The 19,931-nt window shown below is 65.8% G+C and carries 25 protein-coding genes; 15 read left to right on the forward strand and 10 right to left on the reverse strand.

Going from position 1 to position 19,931, the window contains the following annotated elements:
- Positions 1 to 29: 29 nt before the first annotated feature.
- The 3 genes from QM707_RS01695 to QM707_RS01705 are packed head-to-tail and all read left to right on the forward strand — an operon-like array spanning position 30 to position 2,529.
- Positions 30 to 737 carry an arginyltransferase gene (locus QM707_RS01695; RefSeq protein WP_415000138.1) on the forward strand — a complete coding sequence of 236 codons (708 nt, stop codon included), beginning with the start codon at positions 30 to 32 and terminating at the stop codon, positions 735 to 737.
- On the forward strand, positions 734 to 1,957 hold the full coding sequence (locus QM707_RS01700; protein ID WP_415000139.1) for an endonuclease/exonuclease/phosphatase family protein: 1,224 nt from the start codon (positions 734 to 736) through the stop codon (positions 1,955 to 1,957). The genes QM707_RS01695 and QM707_RS01700 overlap by 4 nt, the downstream gene beginning before the upstream one ends.
- A gap of 20 nt (positions 1,958 to 1,977) precedes the next feature.
- Positions 1,978 to 2,529, forward strand: a complete 552-nt coding sequence (locus QM707_RS01705; protein WP_415000140.1) for a hypothetical protein — start codon at positions 1,978 to 1,980, stop codon at positions 2,527 to 2,529.
- A gap of 25 nt (positions 2,530 to 2,554) precedes the next feature.
- Here QM707_RS01705 and QM707_RS01710 read toward each other — a convergent pair whose 3' ends face one another.
- Positions 2,555 to 2,824, reverse strand: a complete 270-nt coding sequence (locus QM707_RS01710) for a hypothetical protein (RefSeq protein ID WP_415000141.1) — start codon at positions 2,822 to 2,824, stop codon at positions 2,555 to 2,557.
- A gap of 41 nt (positions 2,825 to 2,865) precedes the next feature.
- A complete protein-coding gene (gene purT, locus QM707_RS01715; protein WP_415000142.1) occupies positions 2,866 to 4,062 on the reverse strand; it encodes a formate-dependent phosphoribosylglycinamide formyltransferase in 1,197 nt (398 codons plus the stop codon).
- 95 nt (positions 4,063 to 4,157) lie between these two features.
- On the opposite strand from purT, the gene QM707_RS01720 reads away from it, so the two are divergent.
- The 7 genes from QM707_RS01720 to QM707_RS01750 all read left to right on the forward strand — a co-directional run bounded on the left by QM707_RS01720 (position 4,158) and on the right by QM707_RS01750 (position 8,777).
- Positions 4,158 to 5,069 (forward strand): hypothetical protein, encoded by a 912-nt coding sequence (locus QM707_RS01720; protein ID WP_415000143.1) that lies wholly within the window; start codon positions 4,158 to 4,160, stop codon positions 5,067 to 5,069.
- Between the two features lie 157 nt (positions 5,070 to 5,226).
- Positions 5,227 to 6,090, forward strand: coding sequence for an SPFH domain-containing protein (locus tag QM707_RS01725; RefSeq protein WP_415000144.1), 864 nt, complete (start codon positions 5,227 to 5,229; stop codon positions 6,088 to 6,090).
- Between the two features lie 42 nt (positions 6,091 to 6,132).
- Positions 6,133 to 6,312 (forward strand): Arc family DNA-binding protein, encoded by a 180-nt coding sequence (locus QM707_RS01730; protein ID WP_415000145.1) that lies wholly within the window; start codon positions 6,133 to 6,135, stop codon positions 6,310 to 6,312.
- Positions 6,313 to 6,450: 138 nt separating this feature from the next.
- A complete protein-coding gene (locus QM707_RS01735; RefSeq protein WP_415000146.1) occupies positions 6,451 to 6,639 on the forward strand; it encodes a DUF4177 domain-containing protein in 189 nt (62 codons plus the stop codon).
- A gap of 16 nt (positions 6,640 to 6,655) precedes the next feature.
- Positions 6,656 to 7,435 (forward strand): type II CAAX prenyl endopeptidase Rce1 family protein, encoded by a 780-nt coding sequence (locus tag QM707_RS01740; RefSeq protein ID WP_415000147.1) that lies wholly within the window; start codon positions 6,656 to 6,658, stop codon positions 7,433 to 7,435.
- Positions 7,432 to 7,950, forward strand: a complete 519-nt coding sequence (locus QM707_RS01745; protein ID WP_415000148.1) for a PH domain-containing protein — start codon at positions 7,432 to 7,434, stop codon at positions 7,948 to 7,950. Before QM707_RS01740 ends, QM707_RS01745 begins: the two co-directional genes overlap by 4 nt.
- 38 nt (positions 7,951 to 7,988) lie before the next feature.
- Positions 7,989 to 8,777 carry a M15 family metallopeptidase gene (locus QM707_RS01750; protein ID WP_415000149.1) on the forward strand — a complete coding sequence of 263 codons (789 nt, stop codon included), beginning with the start codon at positions 7,989 to 7,991 and terminating at the stop codon, positions 8,775 to 8,777.
- A gap of 69 nt (positions 8,778 to 8,846) precedes the next feature.
- Here the strand turns inward: QM707_RS01750 and QM707_RS01755 are convergent, their stop codons facing one another.
- From QM707_RS01755 to QM707_RS01790, 8 genes are all read right to left on the reverse strand, one after another.
- Entirely contained in the window at positions 8,847 to 9,521 is a 675-nt protein-coding gene (locus QM707_RS01755; RefSeq protein ID WP_415000150.1) for a DNA-3-methyladenine glycosylase family protein, read from the reverse strand.
- A 6-nt stretch (positions 9,522 to 9,527) separates the two neighbouring features.
- Complete coding sequence (locus tag QM707_RS01760; protein WP_415000151.1) at positions 9,528 to 9,875, reverse strand: DUF423 domain-containing protein; 348 nt, start codon at positions 9,873 to 9,875, stop codon at positions 9,528 to 9,530.
- A 5-nt stretch (positions 9,876 to 9,880) separates the two neighbouring features.
- On the reverse strand, positions 9,881 to 11,764 hold the full coding sequence (locus QM707_RS01765; protein ID WP_415000152.1) for a Gldg family protein: 1,884 nt from the start codon (positions 11,762 to 11,764) through the stop codon (positions 9,881 to 9,883).
- Between the two features lie 4 nt (positions 11,765 to 11,768).
- Positions 11,769 to 12,503: an ABC transporter permease subunit gene (locus QM707_RS01770; protein ID WP_415000153.1), complete on the reverse strand. Its 735-nt coding sequence runs from the start codon at positions 12,501 to 12,503 to the stop codon at positions 11,769 to 11,771.
- The gene (locus QM707_RS01775; protein WP_415000154.1) at positions 12,500 to 13,426 is read right to left on the reverse strand and encodes an ABC transporter ATP-binding protein; all 927 of its coding nucleotides are present in this window, start codon (positions 13,424 to 13,426) and stop codon (positions 12,500 to 12,502) included. Before QM707_RS01775 ends, QM707_RS01770 begins: the two co-directional genes overlap by 4 nt.
- 120 nt (positions 13,427 to 13,546) lie before the next feature.
- Positions 13,547 to 14,617, reverse strand: coding sequence for an SRPBCC family protein (locus tag QM707_RS01780; RefSeq protein ID WP_415000155.1), 1,071 nt, complete (start codon positions 14,615 to 14,617; stop codon positions 13,547 to 13,549).
- A gap of 256 nt (positions 14,618 to 14,873) precedes the next feature.
- Complete coding sequence (locus tag QM707_RS01785) at positions 14,874 to 15,515, reverse strand: response regulator (RefSeq protein ID WP_415000156.1); 642 nt, start codon at positions 15,513 to 15,515, stop codon at positions 14,874 to 14,876.
- Positions 15,512 to 16,681, reverse strand: a complete 1,170-nt coding sequence (locus QM707_RS01790; protein ID WP_415000157.1) for a sensor histidine kinase — start codon at positions 16,679 to 16,681, stop codon at positions 15,512 to 15,514. The genes QM707_RS01785 and QM707_RS01790 overlap by 4 nt, the downstream gene beginning before the upstream one ends.
- 175 nt (positions 16,682 to 16,856) lie before the next feature.
- On the opposite strand from QM707_RS01790, the gene QM707_RS01795 reads away from it, so the two are divergent.
- Genes QM707_RS01795 through QM707_RS01815 form a run of 5 tightly spaced genes read left to right on the forward strand, consistent with a single transcriptional unit; the run spans position 16,857 to position 19,871 of the window.
- Complete coding sequence (locus tag QM707_RS01795) at positions 16,857 to 17,453, forward strand: GNAT family N-acetyltransferase (protein WP_415000158.1); 597 nt, start codon at positions 16,857 to 16,859, stop codon at positions 17,451 to 17,453.
- 13 nt (positions 17,454 to 17,466) lie between these two features.
- Entirely contained in the window at positions 17,467 to 18,243 is a 777-nt protein-coding gene (minC, locus tag QM707_RS01800) for a septum site-determining protein MinC (RefSeq protein WP_415000159.1), read from the forward strand.
- A gap of 26 nt (positions 18,244 to 18,269) precedes the next feature.
- Positions 18,270 to 19,079 (forward strand): septum site-determining protein MinD, encoded by an 810-nt coding sequence (gene minD, locus QM707_RS01805; protein ID WP_415000160.1) that lies wholly within the window; start codon positions 18,270 to 18,272, stop codon positions 19,077 to 19,079.
- A gap of 3 nt (positions 19,080 to 19,082) precedes the next feature.
- On the forward strand, positions 19,083 to 19,352 hold the full coding sequence (gene minE / locus QM707_RS01810; protein ID WP_415000161.1) for a cell division topological specificity factor MinE: 270 nt from the start codon (positions 19,083 to 19,085) through the stop codon (positions 19,350 to 19,352).
- Positions 19,353 to 19,397: 45 nt separating this feature from the next.
- Positions 19,398 to 19,871 carry a hypothetical protein gene (locus QM707_RS01815; RefSeq protein WP_415000162.1) on the forward strand — a complete coding sequence of 158 codons (474 nt, stop codon included), beginning with the start codon at positions 19,398 to 19,400 and terminating at the stop codon, positions 19,869 to 19,871.
- Positions 19,872 to 19,931: the final 60 nt, after the last annotated feature.

Consider the following 19,931-nt stretch of genomic DNA (forward strand, 5'->3'; position numbering starts at 1 on the left):
CCAGGACCCGAATCCCCCCAGGCGTTAACATGGGCCAACAGCGCGGCATACGCGTTTTCCAGACTGCCGAACATGCCTGCGGCTATTGGCCGGAGCGCAATGCGCGCGACATCGTGCTCGATCCATCGGACGCGGCGTTGCCGGACGTCTATCCGCAGTCGCTTGCCTTGGGCTTCCGCCGATCCGGCGGCCATGTCTACCGGCCGCAATGCGCCGCCTGCCAAGCCTGTATCGCCGTGCGCCTGCCCGTGCGCGAGTTCGCGCCCGATCGCAGCCAACGCCGCTGCCTCAAGCGCAATACGGACCTGCGGATGGAATTGCGCCCGGCGCAACGCACGGATGAAGTATTCGACCTGTATCGCCGTTACGTCGATTCGCGCCATGCCGGCGGCGGCATGGACGGCGCAGCGACCGAAGACTTCGATCGCTTCGTCTCCTGCGAATGGAGCCCGACGCATTTCCTGGAGTTCCGCCGCGGGCAAGCGTTGCTTGCGGTCGCCGTGACCGACTTCTTGCCTGCTGCTCTGTCCTCGGTCTATACCTTCTTCGACCCGCGCGAGGCTGCCCGCAGCTTGGGAACTTTCGCCATCCTGTCGCAGATCGAATGGGCGCGGCGCGAAGGCCGCGAATACCTGTACCTTGGCTTCTGGCTGAAGGATCACCCGAAAATGCACTACAAAGAAAATTTCCGGCCGCAGGAACGACTGCAAGGCCGAAACTGGGTAAGGCAGGCATGAGCCCGATGCGCCGGATGGCCGCGTGGTTCTACGCCTGCCTGCTGTTGCCTGCGCTCGCCACGGCCGCGGTACCGGATTTTTCGCCCGCCTTGCCACCGCCTGCGCTCGACCTGCGCATCGCCACCTACAACAGTTCACTGTATGACGAGCGCGAGGGTGGACTGATTGCGCGGCTCGAGGCCGGCGACGCGAAGGCGCGCAAGATCGCGGCCGTCATCCAGCATCAGCGGCCGGACATCCTGCTGCTGAACGAATTCGATTTCGATCCCCAGGGACGGGCTGCGGAGACATTCCAGCGCCGCTATCTCGAAGTCGGACAATCCGGCGAGCAGCCGATCCGCTACGACTACCGCTACCTCGCCCCGGTCAATACCGGCGTGCCTTCGGGCATGGATCTCGATCGCGACGGCAAGGTCGGCGGCGAGGGACGCAGCGCCGGCAACGACGCCTTCGGTTACGGCCTGCATCCGGGTCAATACGGACTGCTGGTGCTGTCGCGTTATCCGATCGATGCCGAACGGGCACGCACGTTCCAGAATTTCCTCTGGAAGGATTTGCCCGGCGCGGCCCTGCCGCGCGACCCCGCCACCGGTGCCTCCTGGTATCCGCAGGACGTGATCGCAGGCTTCCGCCTGTCGTCGAAATCGCACTGGGACCTGCCGATCGATACGCCGCGAGGTCGCATCCATTTCCTCGTCGCGCATCCGACGCCGCCGGTCTTCGACGGGCCGGAAGACCGCAACGGCGCGCGCAATCACGACGAGATCCGCTTCTGGAACGAATATGTGACGCCGGGAGCGAAACCCTGGCTCTGCGATGATCGTGGTCGCTGCGGCGGTCTGGCGACGGACGCGCTGTTCGTCATCGCCGGCGACCTCAACAACGATCCCGCCGATGGCGATGGCCGGCACGATGCCATCGTCGGACTGATCGAAAATCCGCGCGTCCTGCGTATGCCCACGCCGCGCAGCGAAGGCGCCGAACTCGCCGCGCGAACGGTCGGTGGTGGCAACCTCGCGCAGCGCGGGTCGCCAGCGCAGGACACCGGCGACTTCGGTCCGCGCGTCGGCAATCTTCGCCTGGACTACGTGCTTCCCTCGGTCGGCCTGCCGGTAAAGGCATCCGGCGTGTTCTGGCCGAAGCCCGGCGAGGCGGGCGCCGACTGGATCGATGCCAGCGACCACCACATGGTCTGGATCGACATCGCATCACCCGACTGAGACAGGAACCGCACGACGTCATGCCGACCCACGCCGAGTTCAATCGTCCGTCCGCTCTGGCGGCGCAGTTCCTCCCGCCTTTCCTCTGCCTCTGGCCTTTGTTCTCGCGCAACGACGCGATGCTCTATGCCGGCGCGGCGGCCTCCGTAGTGGTGATCGCCACTTCCTTGCTCAGCCTGGTCATTCGTCTCTCCCGCCCGCGGGAACGCCGCGGCCGGCTGTTGCGCGCCGTGATGGCGATGGCGCTGGCCTGTGTCGCACTGGCGTATTTCCACAGCGAGCGACAGATCGCGATGCGGCGCATCAACAGCCTCGCCGATGGATTGCAGCTGCATTGCCGCCAGTACGGCGGTTGTCCGCTGAAGATCGAAGGCTGGCAAGCGGCTTCGCCGCCGTTCGCGTCGCAGTTCGACGACCGCTTGGGGCGCGTCGCCCATCGGTACCTGTACTCGGCCGACCGCGAGACGTTCCGGATTTACCTGGATGTCGGCGGCGGCTTCCTGGAAAGCGTGGAAGGCGGCCGAAAGACCGAAGTGCGCAAGGCCGGGACCCTGCCCTCGCCGCACCGATAAACGAATCGTCTGCGGCTTCGACCGCTCAGGCGAAGCCGAAGCCCACGTCGCGGCCGTGCACGCTGGCGATCAAGCGGATCATGCCGGTGGGAATCATCAGTTCGAGTTCGACCAGCTTGCCGGCGTTGTCGCGGCCCTGCAGCGCCATCTCGCAGAAAGCGCCCCCGGTATCGACGCCGATGCAAAGCAGATGCGGACCGGAAGGCCCTTCCACCAGATAGGGCTTCACCGCATCGCCCAGCGCTTCGAGCGCCGCCGGATACAGGAAAACGGCATAAACCTGCGACTCCACCATCTCACTCTCCAGTCATGCGGCTCCGGGCGACGCGCCGCCCGTCAGATCAGTTCCACCTTCAATGCCGCGGCCGCAGCGCGCGCCTTCTCGCGCGCGGCTTCGATGTCGGGCCCGCGAGCCAAGGTAACGGCCACGCGACGATGCCCCTCCACTTTCGGCTTGCCGAACAACCGCAATGCCGTGTCCGGCGCCGCCAACGCGGCTTCCACGCTGGAGAAGCACGGCACGCCCTGCCCGTGCGCCAACACCGCACAAGAGGCCGATGCGCCGTGCGTGGCGATGTTCGGGATAGGCAGGCCGAGGATCGCGCGGGCATGCAAGGCGAATTCGCTCAGATCCTGCGAGATCAGCGTGACGAGACCGGTATCGTGCGGCCGCGGGCTGACTTCGCTGAACCAGACGTCGTCGCCCTTGACGAACAGTTCGACGCCGAACAGGCCCCAGCCGCCGAGGTCGCCGGTGACTTTGTCGGCGATCGCGCGCGCGCGCTCGAGCGCCCGGTCGGACATCGGCTGCGGCATCCAGCTTTCGCGATAGTCGCCGTCGATCTGCAGATGGCCGATCGGGTCGCAGAAACTGGTGCCGTCGCGATGACGGACGGTCAGCAAGGTGATCTCGTAGTCGAAATCGATGAAACCTTCGACGATGCAGCGGCCCTGCCCCGCGCGTCCGCCGGTCTGCGCGTACTCCCAGGCCTTTTCGACGTCGTCCGCGCTGCGCACGGTACTCTGGCCCTTGCCGGAAGAACTCATCACCGGCTTCACCACGCAGGGCAGGCCGATGGCGGCGATGGCCTCGCGGTACTGCTCGGGCGTATCGACGAAACGATAGGGCGAGGTCGGAAGGCCAAGAGTTTCGGCCGCCAACCGGCGGATGCCTTCGCGATCCATCGTCAGCCGCGCGGCGCGCGCCGTCGGAATGACGCGCTGGCCCTGGTCGCGTTCGAGTTCGACCAGGGTCTGCGTATGTATGGCCTCGATCTCGGGAACGACCAGGTCGGGCTTCTCGTGCGCGATCAGGTCTCGCAACGCAGCCGGGTCGAGCATGTTCAACGTGTGGCAGCGATGCGCCACCTGCATGGCCGGCGCGCTGTCGTAGCGATCGGCCGCGATGACTTCGACGCCCAACCGCTGCAGTTCGATCGCGACTTCCTTGCCCAACTCGCCCGAGCCGAGAAGGAGGACGCGCGTGGCCTGGGCAGTGCAGGGAGTTCCGATCCGGACGGGGGTTGGGCGCATGGCGAGTCACGCAGTCGAGGACGCGTAGTGTACCTTCGGCGTTCAAGCGCGGGCCGCTTTCTGGCATCCTCGCGCTTTCGTTACTGGCGACACGCATGCGCTGCCTCCTCCTGACCTGCCTGCTTCTCGCATCGCCGGCCCTCGCGTCGGCGGCCGCTCCCGGCCTGCGCTGGTCGCCGGCGGAATACGCCGGCACCTTCATCGACCCAGCCCTGGATGAAGTCAGCGGCATGGCCGCTTCGCATGCGCAGCCGGGGCTTTATTGGGCGCATAACGACAGTGGCAACGAACCGAAACTGGTTCTGGTCCGCCCGAACGGCGAACGTGTCGCGTCCTTGAAAGCCGAGGGCGCAATCAATACCGACTGGGAGGACATCGCTTCCTTCGCCCTGGATGGACGCAACTATCTGCTCGTCTCCGATACCGGCGACAACGGCGGCATCCGTGAAACCCTGACGCTCTGGGTATTCGAGGAACCGGCCGCGCCGAAAGACGGCGACAGCCTCAAGCTGGCGTGGAAGATCGATTTCCGCTGGAAGGATGGCGCGCGCGATTGCGAGGCGGTCGCCGTTGACGCCGCCCGGGGCGAGGTGCTGCTGGTTTCGAAGAAGCGGGTTCCGCCCGAGCTCTATCGCCTCCCGCTACGCCCGCCCGGCTCGCTGCAGACAGCCGAACTGATCGGCAAGATCCAGGGCGTTGAACAGCCCAGCGAGGCGGACCTGAAGTTGAACCCGGTGTACGGGCGCTATCGTTCGCAGATTACGGCCGCCGATCTCAGCCCGAACGGCCGCGTGCTCGCCATCCTGAACTACCACTCGATCTACTTCCTCGTGCGCCAGCCGAACGAAGCCTGGGCCGACACCCTGAAACGGCCCCCCAGCCAATTGCGCTACCCCTGGCTGCCACAGGCCGAGGCCATCGCCTGGTCGACCGATGGACGCAGTCTCCTGGTCGCTAGCGAACAGCAGCCCTACCCGATCCTGCGCTTCCGGGTAACGCCCCCCTGAGGCAACCCGGCAGCCGCTCCAGGCCGCTTGATCTCCAGTAGATCCTGAATAATCCTGATCAAGCCTTTGTTTTTTAAAGAGGCCTCTTTGTCGTTCACGCGCGGTTGCAATTTGATATCTTTTTGATATCTTATTCTCCAACACCAGGAGGCCCGCCATGAAAGAAACATCCGTCCGTTCGTATTCCGGTATCCCGATGCTGCTGCTCCAGCTGGCGGCCATGGCGGTCTTCGGTTTCCTGATCGTCAAGGGCGCCCTGAACGACCAGGCAGCCATCATCATCGCCGCTGTCCTGGCCGAACTGGTCCTGCTGGTTCTGCTTTGCGGCTTCTACATGGTCGAACCCAACCAGGCGGCGGTGCTGAGCCTGTTCGGCAAGTACGTCGGCACGTCGAAGGAGCAGGGCCTGCGCTGGGCCAATCCGTTCTTCTCGGCGAAGAAGGTCTCGCTGCGCACGCGTAATTTCGAAAGCAGCAAGCTCAAGGTCAACGATCTCGACGGCAGCCCGATCGAAATCGCCTCCGTCGTGGTCTGGCAGGTGGTGGATTCGGCCGAGGCCGTTTACAACGTCGACGATTACGAGAGCTTCGTGCACATCCAGTCGGAAGCGGCGTTGCGCGCGATGGCCACCAGCTATCCCTACGACCAGCACCAGGAAGGCCAGGTCGCGTTGCGCAGCCACGCCAGCGAAATCGCCAAGCACCTTACCGAGGAAATCCAGGAGCGCCTGGCCCAGGCCGGCGTGCAGGTGATGGAAGCGCGCATCAGCCACCTGGCCTACGCGCCGGAAATCGCCCAGGCGATGCTGCAGCGACAGCAGGCCAGCGCGATCATCGCCGCCCGCACGCGCATCGTCGAAGGCGCGGTCAGCATGGTCGAGATGGCGCTCAGCGAACTGAGCAAGCGCAACGTGGTCGACCTCGATCCCGAGCGCCGTGCGGCGATGGTCAGCAACCTGCTGGTCGTGCTCTGCGGCGAGCGCGGCACCCAGCCGATCGTCAACACCGGCTCGATCTACTGACCGCATGCGGAAGCCCCGCCGCTTCCGCACGCCCCTCCCGGCATGAGCGAGAAAAAGGCCTATCCCTTGCGCATCAACGCCCAGGTGCTGGACGCCGTCCAGCGCTGGGCCGACGACGAACTGCGCTCGCTCAATGCGCAGATCGAATACGTGCTGCGCGAGGCCCTGCGGCGCAATGGCCGGCTGAAACCGGCCGAACCTGTCCACGACACGGAGGAATGACATGTTGCACATCGTCCACCTGATCGAACGCCGCGGCGGCGACCCCCGCCACGTCATCGGCGCCCTCGCCGCCGCCAGCGCGCTCGCGCTGTTCGTCGGAACCTTCCTGTATTTCCTCTGACACGAGGAGCGAGCGCGATGAACCATAGTCGCTGGAGCTACGAAGTCATCACGGTTCCGCCCAATACCTGGCGCGGCGGCGTCAACGCCGAAAAGCTAAAGCTGGCCTTGAACGAAATGGGGCAGAAGGGCTGGGAGCTCGTCGGCATTCCTCCAGGCGCTGGCCCTTACGGCCAGACGACCCTGGTCTTCCGTCGCCCGCAGTGATGGCGGGACCGCGAGCATGCACGCCACCGTTGTCGTCACCAGCGTTCGCGAAGACCTGAAGCTGGCAGCCGTACTTGGCCTCGCGGCCGCGGTCGCGGTTGGCCTGCTTTTCCCCTACCTGATGCAACTGCTGCCGCAGGCGTTTGCGAAGATCAGCCTGCCGCTGGCGATCGTGATTCCCCTGCAGTGCCTGCAGGCCGGATTTTTCTGCTTCCTGATGGCCTTCGCCGGCTTGCGAATGTCGCCGCGCACAGGCCTGGATGCGCCTTGGTTGCGCGCCTGGATCCAGGGAAGGCCCCGCCCGGCGATGCCATGGCTGAATTCGATCCTGCTCGGCCTGCTGGCCGGTGTGGCGATCCTGGCACTCGCCGCCCTGCTTGATCCGCATTTGCCGCCGCCGCTGCATGCGCTGCCGATGCCCGATGCCTTCAACGGCCTGCTCGCTTCGTTCTACGGCAGCATCGTCGAAGAGATCATGGCGCGCCTGTTCCTGATGACCTTGATTGTCTGGGCCGTCGCCCGACTCACGCGACGCCCGCCTTCGTCGACGACGGTCTGGACTGCTATCGCACTGGCGGCGATCGCTTTCGGCGCGGCGCACCTGCCGACGGCAGCGGACGTTTGGCCGTTGGATACCTTCGTCGTGTTCCGTACGATCGTCCTGAATACGATCGCCGCCCTGGTATTCGGATGGCTCTATTGGCGACGCGGCATCGAGGCGGCGATGCTGGCGCACTTCAGCGCCGACATCGCGCTGCATGTGCTGGCGCCCTTGGCCGGCGCGGCAATGGCATGAAGACGCAGGAGTTCGAGTTTACGCCGCCCGGAGCCTTTCCGAGGCTGTTCCCGTTGTTGATCGGCGCGGGCATACCGCTAATCCTCGTGGCCGTACTCGCACTGCAACCACAGCCGGTGACCTGGATGCATATCCTGCCCGCCTTGCTGCTGTTGCCGGTCGTGGGCGCCGCGTTCGCCTGGACGATGCATCGCCGACGGATCCGGATCGAAGGCGGCGGCATCCGCTACCGTCTGATGCCCGGCACGAGCACGCGCCTGATCGACCTGGACCTCGATTCGGCGCGCATCGTCGATCTCGAACAGGAGACATCGTTGCGGCCGGTCTTCCGTTTGTTCGGCACCGCCCTGCCCGGCTATCGCTCGGGCTGGTTCCGGCTGCGCAACCGCGCTACGGCCTATGTCGTGCTCAGCGACTGGCGCCGGGTGCTGGTCTTGCCGCGGCGCGACGGCAGGCTGCTGCTATTCAGCCTGCAAAAACCCGAAATGGCGCTGGAGGCGCTGCGTCGCGGATAAGCCGCATGGGAAGCGGCGAACGCTGCTAAGCTCGCGCCATGCATTCCGGTCAATGGCGCCTGCTCAACGGCGAGTTCCTCGAAGCGCTGCCCGCCGCCGCTGCGAACCCACGCGGCAACGCGACTGCGCGCGCCCTGTCGCAGGCGCAATGGCTGATCCGACGCAAGAGCGATGGTCGTTTCCTCGCCCTGCGCGAGGGCGACACGGTGCGCGAACTCCAACGCGGTGCGCTGACGCCATCGCATCGCGTCGACCTGGCGGCGCTCGCCGAAGCCGACCAGGCGACCGCTTCGCCGCGCGAGCTCAGCGGGCTGATCGATCGCCTGCATGCGCTGGGTCTGGATGAGGCCGACTATGCCGAGCGCACCGGCCTGGACCTGGTCGCCGAACCGACGCGCCTGAGCTTCGCCGGTTGGGATCGCTATGCACGGCCATTGTGGCTGGACGACGGCGCCTCGCGAGCCTGGCGGCGAATGCGCGACGCCGCGCGCGCGGACGGCATCGCGCTCGACGCGATCTCCGGCTATCGCAGCCACGACTACCAACTCGGCATCTTTCGCCGGAAGCTCGCGCGCGGGCAGACGGTCGAGCAGATCCTGTCGGTGAATGCCGCGCCGGGTTTTTCCGAACACCACGGCGGCCGTGCGATGGATATCGGCACGCCGGGCGAACCACCGGCGGAAGAATCCTTCGAGGCCACGCCCGCGTTCGCGTGGTTGCGCGAGCAGGCGAATGCTTTCGGTTTCGTGATGAGCTATCCGCACGACAACCCGCACGGCATCGTTTACGAGCCCTGGCACTGGCGCTGGACTGCGGGCGACCGTTGATGGACGAATTGCCTGCTCCGGGCGATTGCGACGACCCGCAGCGCCGTCGCTTCGTCGGCGCAGCGCGCTTCAGCCCTGCGAACGCTTGATCGGCGGCTTCGGCGTTTCGGCGAAATCGGCGATGCGCCACAGATAGAGGCTGGCGTAGGTGCGATACGGACCCCAACGCTCTCCGCGTTCGGCCAAGGCCCGTGGCGTCTGCATCTCGGCGCGACGGTCGACGCGCTGCGCGCCCTTGCGGATGCCAAGATCGTCCACCGGCAGTACGTCCGGGCGGCCAAGCCGGAACATCAGCATCATCTCCACCGTCCAGCGCCCGATGCCGCGCACCGGCACCAGCGCCTGCACGACATCGTCGTCGCTCATCGTGGCCATGCGCCGCGCATCGGGAATCTCGCCGCGCTGCGCGCGCGCCGACAGGTCGCGCAAGGCCAACAGTTTGTTGCCCGACACACCGCAGGCGCGGATGGTCGCGTCGTCGACGCGTCCCAGCGTGTCGGCATGCAGCTTGTCGGACACGATCGCCGTTTCGACGCGACCGACGATCGTCGCCGCGGCCTTGCCGCTGAGCTGCTGGTAAAGGATCGCACGCGCCAGCGCGTCGCAGACATCGAACGGCTTCTTCCAGCGCGGATCGGCTTCGATCCTGCCGATGCGCTGCATCCATGCCGCCAGCTTCTTGTCCACGCGCGAAAGATGCGCTTGCGCCGCTTCGACATCGAATCCACGCGCGTGCCTGGCCATGCGTCCTCAGGGCGTTTTCAGGAAATCGATCGCCAGTATCGCCCAGCCGGCCATCAGCAGCATGCCGCCTGCCGGCGCCAGGGTCGTCGGCGCCTGAAGGAAAACCGCGGCGACCAACGACCCGGAGAACAACAGCACGCCTGACAGCAAGGCCAGCTTGCCGGCCATCGCCCAACGCGTCGATCGCGGGAACAAGGCGATCAGGCCCAGGCCATGCGCGAAGGCGAACGCCGCCGCCAGCCCCAGGCGATGTGCCGCTTCGCCCTCGGCGCCGTGGCTGGCGTAGGCGGCCAACGCCACCGAAGCGCCGCAGAACAACGCCCCGGCCGCCGAAAACCATCTGCGGCCGTGCATCGGACTCAAGCCGGGCGACGTTGCGAGCGCCGCCGGAATGCGAGAAAGCCCGCCACCAGGATCACGATCGCCGGCATCGCAAGGATGTTGATCAACTTGATGCGTCCGCCAAGTTCGTCGATGTCGGCGTTGAGCTGGTGCTGCACGTCGCGCAGCTCGCGTCGCGCCTGCGCCTTCTGCTTCTGGAACTTCTGCAATTCGGCCTGTTGCTCCGCCGTCAGCGCGGCAGGCGGCGCGCCTTCCGCCTGCGCCGGTTGCAGGGCCGACAGCTTCTGTTCGAGCTCGGCCAGCTGCTGCTGCAACTGCCGCTCCTGCGTCTGGTAACGCTGTTCCGCCGTCCGGCGCAGCGTTTCCACCCGCTGGAACGGTCGACGCGCGGTCATGCGCGTGCGTACCGCGATCAGGTCGCTGTTGCCGATCAGGTTGTCGACGGCGTTGTAGACGAAATCCCCGTTGTTGGCGAACGCATTGACGATCGGCTGACCTAGGAAGTTCTGCACGTCGGCCCACAAGCGATCGCTGAGGATGTCGGTGTCGGCGACCACGATCATGTTGGCCGTCTTCACGCTCTGCATCAGTTGCTTCTCGGCGCGACGCTCGGGAAAAGCCGTCTTGAGGTTGCCCGACAGACGCGCGGCCAGGATGAAGGGCGAATCGGCCGGCTTGATGCTCTGCAGCAGCTGGCTCGGATCGCCGGCGGCCAGGCGCACCGTTTCGTTGTCGGAAAGCGAAGCCTTCGACGAACTCTGCAACAGGGCTTCGAGCTTGAGCGGCGAATCTTCCGTCAGCGAGAACGAACCGGTGCTGGCGAGATTCACCGATTCGAGGTCGGCGCTGACCACGTCGCGCTGGTTCATCGCGGCCTTGTTCAGCCCCAGCAGGGAAGGATTGCGGACCGGCGCGGCGTTCGGGTCGGGCGGCTGCACCTGCAGTGCGTACTGCGGATCGAGCACGACCTGCACCGGGTTGTATTCGATGCCCCATGCGCCGAAGAGCCGGCCGAGGTCGGAGGAGCGTCCGAGCCCCAGAGAAGCCGGATCCATCGGATTGCCGCCGACATCGGTTTCGGCGTCGGGGTCGACGAACACGAGCAAGCGGCCGCCGCGCAGCACGAACTGGTCGATCGCATACAGGGTGTCGTCGGAAAACTGTTTCGGGTGCACGACCATCAGCAGGTCGACGTCGTCGCCGATCGATCCGGGATTGGCCTGCAGGCGACGCAGTTCGAAGCGATCGCTCAACTGCTGGTCGATCAGCCAACCCAGGTTGGGCTGCCCGTTGGCGTCGATGTTCGGTCCGGTCGGCAGGTCGCTGAGCAGGCCGATCACCGGCGGCTTGGCCTCGATCAGGCTCGCAAGCAACTTGGCGATGTCGTACTCGAGGAAGGCCTCTTTGTCCGGGTGGATGAACGGCATGATCACGTCGCTGCCGTCGGCCGTACTTCCCACCAGGCCGAAATACAACGAACCACCGCTGTTGTTCAGCGGCAATCCACGCAGGCCGAAGCTGGCCGCCTCGTCCTCGGCATCGGAGAAGGGTTCGGGATCGATGGTCTCCAACGCGATCTTGCCCTTCGAGCGCTCGGAGATTTCCTGCAGCAATTCCTGCACGCGCTGGGCGAACACGCGGAACTGCGGGTAGTTGCGCGCCGCGGTCTCGGAGTAGAAGAGCCGCAGCTTCACCGGCTGCTTTGCGCCCTCCACGATATGCAGCGTTCCGGGCGACAGCGTGTACTGGCGGTTCTGCGTCAGGTCCAGGCGCAGGCCGCGGAACAACCATCCGCTCAAGACCACGAGGGCGACGAACAGCACCGCCAGCAAGGGCAAGGCATAGGCGGGCACGGCGCGGCGATTGAGGAAACGATCGGCGAGGCGATTGAACGGGGCCATGGCTTCAGTCCGCCTTCTTGATCTCGATCACCAGGGCGTTGGCGGCGAGCCAGACGAGGATGGCGAGCAGGAAGTAGGCCACGTCGCGCAGGTCGAGCACGCCGCGGGTGATGGCCTGGTAATGCGTCAACAGGCTGAGCGAGCTGATCGCATCGACCAGCGACTGCGGCGCGATGGCGCGCACCGCATCGAGCGCCAGCGGAAATCCGGCCAGCATCAGGACAAGGCAGACCAGGACGGCGAGGATGAAGGCCACGACCTGGCTACGCGTCGCGGCCGAGATGCAGGCGCCGACGGCGAGCATCGCACCGGCCATCAGCCAGCTGCCGACATAGCTGGCGACGATCACGCCATTGTCAGGATCGCCTAGCCAGTTCACCGTGATCCAGATCGGGAAGGTCAACGCCAACGCGAGCCCGAGGAACGCCCACGCCGCCAGGTACTTGCCGAGCACGGCCTGCGGCAGGGTCACCGGCTGAGTGAGGAGGAGTTCGAGCGTGCCGGTCTTGCGTTCCTCCGCCCAGAGGCGCATCGACACGGCCGGCACCAGCAGCAAGTACAGCCAGGGATGGAAGCGGAAGAATGCCTGCAGGTCGGCCTGTCCGACTTCGTAGAAATCGCCGAGATAAAAAGTGAAGGAACCGGCAAGCAGCAGGAAGATGACGATGAACACCGCCGCCAGCGGCGTGGCGAAATAGCTGGCGAACTCGCGCCGGAAAATCGCGGTCACGGCGCTCACGCGGTCTGCTCCTCGGTGATGCGGCGGAAGACTTCGTCCAAACGCCCCTGTTCCAGGCGCAGGTCGCCGAAAATCACGCTGCGTTGCCGCAGGCGGTCGCCGACCGCATCGAACAGCTTCGCCTGTCCCTGCGGGAACACGTACAAGCGGCCTTCGCGCTCCTGGTGTTCGAAGCCGGAGACGCCCGGCATGCCGTCCAGCGCCGCGCGCGCCGCGATGCTGTCGGTCGGCAGCAGCGACACCGCCTGGTGGTATCGCGATTTCGCCAGCAACTGCGCCGGCGTGGCGTCGGCGCGGATCTTGCCGCCGGCGATGATGATCGCGCGCGTGCACACGGCCTCGACTTCCTCGAGGATGTGGGTCGAGAGCAGCAAGGTGCGTTGACGCGCCAGTTCGGCGATCAGGCCGCGCACTTCGTGCTTCTGGTTCGGATCCAGGCCGTCGGTCGGCTCGTCCAGCACCAGCGCCGCGGGATCGTGCACGATCGCGCAGGCGAAGCCGACGCGACGCTTGAAACCCTTGGACAGGGTTTCGATCGGCTGGTCCAGCACGCCGGCGATGGCCAGGCGCCCGACGACGAAATCGAGGCGCTGTTTGCGCTGCTCGCCCTTCAGTCCGCGCAGGTCGGCCACGAACGCCAGCAGGCCGCGCGGCGTCATTTCCGCGTAGGCGGGCGCGCCTTCAGGCAGGTAACCGAGCGCGCGTCTGGCCGCGAGCGAATCGCTCATCACATCGTGGCCGCAGACTTTCGCCGAACCTTCGCTGGGCGCGAGGAATCCGGCGATCATTTTCATCGTCGTGGACTTGCCAGCGCCGTTGGGTCCGAGGAAACCGAGCACCTCGCCCGGCTCGACCCGGAAACTGATGCCGTCGACGGCGACTAGCCGTCCATAGCGCTTGCGCAGGTTGCTGGTTTCAATCATCGGCGTTGAGGCCGCGGGGGGAAGTAAAGAAGTTCTAACCCGGGACTGGCGCGAAAAGTTCCGCCACGCCCGGCGCAAAAGGAAAGAGCGGGCCGGGCCCGCTCTTTCTCGTCCATCGGCTCAGTTCTTGACCGGCCAGTAGACCTTGAACCTGGCGTCTTCGTTGAGCATGGTGTCGACGCCGCCCAGATAGTCCTCGAAAGGCTGGCCCGTGGTATCGGTGCCATGCACCAATGCCCAAGCGCGCAGCACGTCGCGCATGCGCGCCAGGCCGGGCGCCGGACCCACGTAAGTGGTCGTGGCGACGCGGCGGGCCGGGATCTGTTCGTACTGCACCGTGCTCTCCAGCTTCACGTCGAGCGGGTCGCCGGCGACCGCATTCGGCGGCGCATCGGCCTTGCGCACCGGCTGCACGACATCGAAGCCATAGCTGTCGCCGGTGAACTCGTTGGTGACGATGCGCAACGGACCATCGGCGACCAGGCCGTTGGCTTCCATCACCTTCTTGATCCAGCTGAGCTGGTTGTTCATCGCGATGGCGATTTCTTCGCTGTCGCGACGCGAGGCGGTCGTCACCAGGAGCACGTCGCGGGCCGGCTCTTCTTCGAAAGCGAAGCCTTCCGTGTGCTGGCTGTAATCGAACTTCGGGATCTGGGCCAACAGGTTGGTGAACTTGTCCAGGCCCCGGCGCACGTCGTCGCCGACGTTGCGGGTCACGTACAGGCCGGCGTAGCGGCCGATCAGGTCCCAACCGTACTTCACTTCGTAGGACTGGGTGATCTTGACGTTCCGGTTGTTCTGGCCGGTGCGCTCGAAGCGCAGGGTCATGATCTTGTCGCTGCCGCGCGAGTTATTGGTCAGGCGGTACTTGATCATCTCGCCCGGGATGCTTTCGATGATTTCCCAGTTGCCCTTGCCGATGACGCGGTCGTTCGAGTCGAAATTGAACTTCGCGCCGACGCCGGACGGGGCGCCGTCGATGCTGGTCTTCATGCGCGGGTCGCGGCGCGCCAGCGGATTCCAGTCCTTGAAGCGATTGAAGCCGTTGAACAGGTCGAACACCGTGCTCATCGGCCGGTTGGTCTCGACGCTGTACTCGAAGCTGCGCTTGGAGGGCAGGAACAGGGCGATCACCACGAACAACGCGGCGACGATCACCAGGGAAATAAGGAATTCAATTACACGGGTCATTCGGTGGCTCTCCGGGAACGGCCCTCGTCCGGTAAGGCTCGCCGGAACGCAGGAACGGGAGAGGATAACAGGTCGGCCCGCTGCCCGGCAGGGGCCCGTCGGGCCCTCAAGGACCGTGCCGCGGAACTGTGACGGCCTGAACAGCCCGCGCCCACTGTCGTGGCAATCGGTCTCGGCCGGATCGGTGATCGCAGCCCGGCGCCAACGCGCTACGCGAAAGCCGCGAGCGCGCAGTCCGGCCGGGCGATCGACGCCACTAGACCAGTTTCAGTTCGAACGCCTTGAGCACCGCACGCGTGCGATCCCGGACGCCGAGTTTCGACAGGATGTTGGATACATGATTCTTGACCGTTCCCTCCGCGACGCCGAGCGAATTGGCGATCTCCTTGTTGGAGAACCCCCCGGCCATCAGGCGCAGGATCTCGGTCTCGCGATCGGTCAGGGGATCGGGCTGCTCCAGGCTGACGAAATCGTTGTTCAGCCCTTCCAGGCCGGACAGCAGGCGCTGCGTCACGGCCGGCTGCACCAGCGAACCGCCCGAGGCGACCGTCTGGATGGCCGAGACCAGTTGGTCCAGCGATACGTCCTTCAGCAGATAGCCCTTGGCGCCCGCCTTGATGCCGGCCAGCACGAGCTGGTCGTCGTCGAACGTCGTCAGGATGATGGTGGCGGGAAGCTGGCCGCTGCCGGCCAAGGCCTGCAGGGCCTCGAGCCCGGACATCACCGGCATGCGCATGTCCATCAGCACGACGTCGGGCTTGATCTGCGGAATGAGTTCGACGGCCTGGCGACCATCGCCCGCCTCGGCCACCACTTCGATATCGTCGGCCAGTTCGAGCAGGGATCGCACGCCCTGGCGAACGAGGGTTTGGTCGTCGACCAGGCAAACTCGGATCATGGGCTAGTCTCCAGCGGTAAACGCACGTCGAGGGAAAATCCCTGTCCAGGTGCGGTGGATATGTCGACGCGGCCGCCGCAGGCGGCCAGTCTTTCGCGCATTCCGCGCAAGCCGTTGCCGGGCGCCGGCTGCTCGCCGCCGCGACCGTCGTCGCGCGCTTCGAGCCTGATTTCCCCGGGTTCGGCCGTCAACTTCAGGCGCAAATGACTGGCCGAAGCATGCCGCACGGCATTGGTGATGATTTCCTGGGCGCAGCGCAACAGTACCTGCGCGCGTTCCGGATCTTCCACCGGCAGGCGCTCGGGCAACTCCAGCTCCACGCTCAGGGCCGGCACGCCCTCGGCCAGGGTGCGCAGGGCCGCGGTGAGGTCGAGGCCGCGCTCTTCGCGCATCTCGCTGACCGCTTCGCGCACATCGGTCAACAGGAGCTTGGCCAAGGTATGGCTCTGCTTGACGTGTTCGAGCGCCTTGCCTTCGGTCAGGTGGCCGGCGACTTCCAGGTTCAGGCTCAGGGCGGTGAGATGGTGGCCGAGCAGGTCGTGCAACTCGCGCGAGATGCGCAGGCGCTCGCTCATGCGCGAACTCTCGGCGAGCAAGGCGCGGGTCGCACGCAATTCGGCATTGAGACGGCGCTGTTCTTCGCGCGCCTGGGCCTGCTGCTTGGCAACGAAGCCGGTCACGAAAGTGAAACTCGAATAGCCGATATAGAGCGCCGTCTGCAGCACGGCCTCGATCGGCGTGAAGCCCTGGCCTTCGATGAAAACGGGAACCAGGGCGACATGCTGCAGCACCAACCAGAGGATGCCGGCGCCGAGCGGCATCAGCCAGGGGATCACGCCGGCGACGATCATCAGCAGGATGCCGCCGAGCCCGGTGCCGGTGAGCTGGCTGACCGCGATCGCCGCAAGCGTCAGCACGGCGAGCAGGACCAGGTCGTACCAGCGCGGCCGTCGGGCGCCGAGACCGCGCGTCACCAGCCAATAGGCCAGACCGAACGTGGTGAAGGCGAGGATCGGGCCGAACATGTCCGGCGCCGGCGGGCCGCCCGCGGCCGAATCCGCGGCTGGGAAATACCAGGTGTTGAGCACCAGCGGTATGCCGACCATGGCCCAGGTGAACAGGCCGGCATAACGCAGCAGCTGGGTATGGGAAAGGCGCAGGGGCATGCCGCATCTTAGGCGAGGCCCGGCCCGCGGAGGGAAGCCCGAAAGTCATGCTGCCCCGAGACCGCTGAACCGGAGCGGTCCGGCGGTGCTGGCGCGACGTGACGGCCATGCGATAATCCCGGCTTCTCGCGACGGCGCCAGGAAGGCGCTGTCCCAGGCAGGAGTGGTTAAAGAAATGTCGATTCTCATCCGCGACGTGCGTGAGCACGAGCTGGATTCCGTCCTGGCTTTGAACAATGCCGCCGGCCCGGGCATCCTCCCGATGGATGCGGCCAAACTGAGATTCTTCTGGGAAAACGCCGATTATTTCCGCGTCGCCGAGAAAGACGGCCTGTTGGCCGGTTTCCTGATCGCGCTTTCGCAGGAAGCGGCCCACGACAGCCCCAACTTCCTCTGGTTCCGGGAGCGCTATCCGGAATTCCTCTATATCGACCGCATCGTCATCGCCAGCACGCGGCGCGGCGCCGGTGTCGGCCGCGTTTTCTACGCCGACGTGCAAAGCTTCGCCGAGCTGCGCCTGCCGCGCCTGGCCGCCGAGGTGTTCCTCGAAAGCAGCAGCCACCCTGCCCTGCTCTTCCATGGCAGCTTCGGCTTCCGCGAAGTCGGCCAGCAGGTGATGCCCGTGCACGGCCTGCGCGCCTGCATGCTGGTGAAGGAACTCTGCAGCCATGCCTTCGTGCAGGAGCGTTACGGCAGCGGGCTGCCGCCGCAGCCCTGGACGCAGGCGCGTGCGCTGCCGGGCCGCAAGTCGCAGCGCCAGACCGGCACCTGAGGCACGACGGTCGATGGCAGCCACGCAGAGCGGTTACGAACAGGCCGGCGAACTCAAATTCGGGCAGGTGGGCATCGCCAACCTGCGCATCCGTAACCTCGATATCGCCGCGCTCGCCGACGAAATGCGCGAGCGCGTACGCACCGCGCCAAAACTTTTTGATCGCGCCGCCATCGTGCTCGATTTCGGCGGCCTGTCGGCCTGTCCCGATGCGGCCACCGTGAAGGCACTGGTCGCCGCGTTGAAGGAAGCCGGCGTATTGCCGGTGGCCCTCGCCTACGGCACCAGCGCAGTGGACACCCTGTCGCGCGACGTCGGTTTGCCGTTGCTGGCGAAATTCCGCGCCTCGTACGAGCGCAGCGAAACGGCCGCAGCCGCCGAACCGGCGCCGACGACCAAGCCCGCGCAGGTGCCGGAACCAGCGGCCACCCCGCCGGAAACGACTCCGGCGGCGAAAACAGAACCCGGCCTGCTGCAGTCGCAGCCCGTGCGCTCGGGCCAGCAGGTCTATGCGCAGAACCGCGACCTGACCGTGTGTGCGACGGTCGGCGCCGGCGCCGAAGTCATCGCCGACGGCTCCATCCATATCTACGGCGCCTTGCGCGGACGCGCACTCGCCGGCGCCGGCGGCCAGGCTTCGGCACGCATCTTCTGCCGCGAGTTCCACGCCGAACTCGTCGCCATCGCCGGCGTCTACAAGGTGCTGGAAGAAATCCCGAAGAAACTGCACGGCAAGGCCGTGCAGATCAGGCTGGAAAACGATCAGCTCCGCATCGAAGAGCTGGCATGAACACGACAAGGAACAGGATCTAAAGCATGGCTGAGATTATCGTTGTGACCTCGGGCAAGGGCGGCGTGGGCAAGACCACGACCAGCGCCAGCCTCGCCTGCGGTTTGGCCAAGGCCGGCAAGAAGACCGCCGTGATCGACTTCGACGTCGGCCTGCGCAACCTCGACCTGATCATGGGCTGCGAGCGTCGCGTGGTGTACGACTTCGTCAACGTCGTGCACGGCGAAGCCAACCTGAAGCAGGCCCTGATCAAGGACAAGCGTTTCGAGAACCTGTACGTGCTCGCCGCATCGCAGACGCGCGACAAGGACGCCTTGACCAAGGAAGGCGTCGAGAAGGTGCTCAACGATATCGCCGCCGAAGGTTTCGACTTCATCGTCTGCGACTCGCCGGCCGGCATCGAGAAGGGCGCCTTCCTGGCGATGTACTTCGCCGACCGCGCCGTCGTCGTGGTGAACCCGGAAGTTTCTTCTGTGCGCGACTCCGACCGCATCTTGGGTCTGCTGGCCTCGAAGACGCGCAAGGCCGAGAACGGCGAACGCGTTCAGGAGCACTTGCTGCTGACCCGCTACAGCCCGGCCCGCGTCGAGAAGGGCGACATGCTGTCGATCGCGGACGTCGAGGAAATCCTCGGCCTGAAGGTGATCGGCGTGATTCCGGAGGCGCCGGAAGTGCTGCAGAGCTCGAACTCGGGCGTCCCGGTGATCCTGGACGAAGCCTCGCAGGCCGGCCAGGCCTACGAGGACGCGGTGGCGCGCATTCTCGGCGAGAACCGGCCGCTGCGCTTCACCACCGTCGAGAAGAAGGGTTTCTTCTCGAAGATCTTCGGGAGCTGAGGCATGGGCATCTTCGATTTCCTCGCCGGCCGCAATCGCAACACGGCCAACGAAGCCAAGAATCGCCTGCGCTTCATCGTCGAACAGCAGCGCAGCCTGCGCGGCGCGCCGGACTATCTGCCGCTGTTGCAGCGCGAACTGCTGGAAGTGATCAAGAAGTACATCAACGTCGACATCGACGCGGTGAAGGTGGACCTGCACAAGGATGGCGAACACGAGTTGCTCGATATCTCGGTAACGCTGCCGGAGAAGGGCGCGGCCGCCAGCGGCTGAAATGCCGCAGCACCCGCGGCGGCATTTCCTTCCGGACCGACTGCGATGGCAGAGTCGCCGCTTCCCGTCCTGACGCTCGCCGATATCGGTTTCGAGCCGGCGCGCGCCTTGCTCGAGGCCTTCGGTTTCGAGTTGATCGAAGTCGCCGATGGCGAGGCCATTCCCGGAAGCTACTGGGGCGAAAGCGAGGCAGGGCTGATCGGCACGCGCGTGCATGCGCGCGCCGACACGCCGGTGCATTCCCTGCTGCACGAAACCTGCCACCTGCTGACGATGCCGGCGGAACGCCGGCCGCAGGTGCATACCGACGCCACCGACTCGGTTCCGGAAGAAGACGCCACCTGCTATCTGCAGATCCTGCTCGCGGACCGGCTCGCGGGTGTCGGCCGGGACAGGCTGATGGCCGACATGGATGCCTGGGGCTACAGCTTCCGCCTCGGTTCGACGCGCGCCTGGTTCGAGCAGGACGCCGAGGACGCCCGACGCTTCCTGGCCGAACGCGGCCTGCCCTCCGGATAGTTGCGCGGGCGCGATAGCCACTTGCGCCGCTCTGCGGCGGCGGAATAGCCTTCGGGTTCC

It is taken from the genome of Arenimonas sp., assembly GCF_047602345.1.
Taxonomy (GTDB): Bacteria; Pseudomonadota; Gammaproteobacteria; order Xanthomonadales; family Xanthomonadaceae; genus Arenimonas.

Bases quoted from the DNA above. Each gene is read 5' to 3' on its own strand.
- QM707_RS01790 (WP_415000157.1), bottom strand. From the start codon at position 16,681: ATGCCCCTGCGCCTTTCCCATACCCAGCTGCTGCGTTATGCCGGCCTG.
- QM707_RS01730 (WP_415000145.1), top strand. From the start codon at position 6,133: ATGAGCGAGAAAAAGGCCTATCCCTTGCGCATCAACGCCCAGGTGCTG.
- QM707_RS01765 (WP_415000152.1), bottom strand. From the start codon at position 11,764: ATGGCCCCGTTCAATCGCCTCGCCGATCGTTTCCTCAATCGCCGCGCC.
- QM707_RS01725 (WP_415000144.1), top strand. From the start codon at position 5,227: ATGAAAGAAACATCCGTCCGTTCGTATTCCGGTATCCCGATGCTGCTG.
- QM707_RS01815 (WP_415000162.1), top strand. From the start codon at position 19,398: ATGGCAGAGTCGCCGCTTCCCGTCCTGACGCTCGCCGATATCGGTTTC.
- QM707_RS01780 (WP_415000155.1), bottom strand. From the start codon at position 14,617: ATGACCCGTGTAATTGAATTCCTTATTTCCCTGGTGATCGTCGCCGCG.
- QM707_RS01760 (WP_415000151.1), bottom strand. From the start codon at position 9,875: ATGCACGGCCGCAGATGGTTTTCGGCGGCCGGGGCGTTGTTCTGCGGC.
- QM707_RS01785 (WP_415000156.1), bottom strand. From the start codon at position 15,515: ATGATCCGAGTTTGCCTGGTCGACGACCAAACCCTCGTTCGCCAGGGC.
- QM707_RS01775 (WP_415000154.1), bottom strand. From the start codon at position 13,426: ATGATTGAAACCAGCAACCTGCGCAAGCGCTATGGACGGCTAGTCGCC.
- QM707_RS01735 (WP_415000146.1), top strand. From the start codon at position 6,451: ATGAACCATAGTCGCTGGAGCTACGAAGTCATCACGGTTCCGCCCAAT.
- minC (WP_415000159.1), top strand. From the start codon at position 17,467: ATGGCAGCCACGCAGAGCGGTTACGAACAGGCCGGCGAACTCAAATTC.
- QM707_RS01740 (WP_415000147.1), top strand. From the start codon at position 6,656: ATGCACGCCACCGTTGTCGTCACCAGCGTTCGCGAAGACCTGAAGCTG.
- purT (WP_415000142.1), bottom strand. From the start codon at position 4,062: ATGCGCCCAACCCCCGTCCGGATCGGAACTCCCTGCACTGCCCAGGCC.
- minD (WP_415000160.1), top strand. From the start codon at position 18,270: ATGGCTGAGATTATCGTTGTGACCTCGGGCAAGGGCGGCGTGGGCAAG.
- QM707_RS01700 (WP_415000139.1), top strand. From the start codon at position 734: ATGAGCCCGATGCGCCGGATGGCCGCGTGGTTCTACGCCTGCCTGCTG.
- QM707_RS01720 (WP_415000143.1), top strand. From the start codon at position 4,158: ATGCGCTGCCTCCTCCTGACCTGCCTGCTTCTCGCATCGCCGGCCCTC.
- QM707_RS01750 (WP_415000149.1), top strand. From the start codon at position 7,989: ATGCATTCCGGTCAATGGCGCCTGCTCAACGGCGAGTTCCTCGAAGCG.
- QM707_RS01710 (WP_415000141.1), bottom strand. From the start codon at position 2,824: ATGGTGGAGTCGCAGGTTTATGCCGTTTTCCTGTATCCGGCGGCGCTC.
- QM707_RS01705 (WP_415000140.1), top strand. From the start codon at position 1,978: ATGCCGACCCACGCCGAGTTCAATCGTCCGTCCGCTCTGGCGGCGCAG.
- QM707_RS01795 (WP_415000158.1), top strand. From the start codon at position 16,857: ATGTCGATTCTCATCCGCGACGTGCGTGAGCACGAGCTGGATTCCGTC.
- minE (WP_415000161.1), top strand. From the start codon at position 19,083: ATGGGCATCTTCGATTTCCTCGCCGGCCGCAATCGCAACACGGCCAAC.
- QM707_RS01695 (WP_415000138.1), top strand. From the start codon at position 30: ATGGGCCAACAGCGCGGCATACGCGTTTTCCAGACTGCCGAACATGCC.
- QM707_RS01745 (WP_415000148.1), top strand. From the start codon at position 7,432: ATGAAGACGCAGGAGTTCGAGTTTACGCCGCCCGGAGCCTTTCCGAGG.
- QM707_RS01755 (WP_415000150.1), bottom strand. From the start codon at position 9,521: ATGGCCAGGCACGCGCGTGGATTCGATGTCGAAGCGGCGCAAGCGCAT.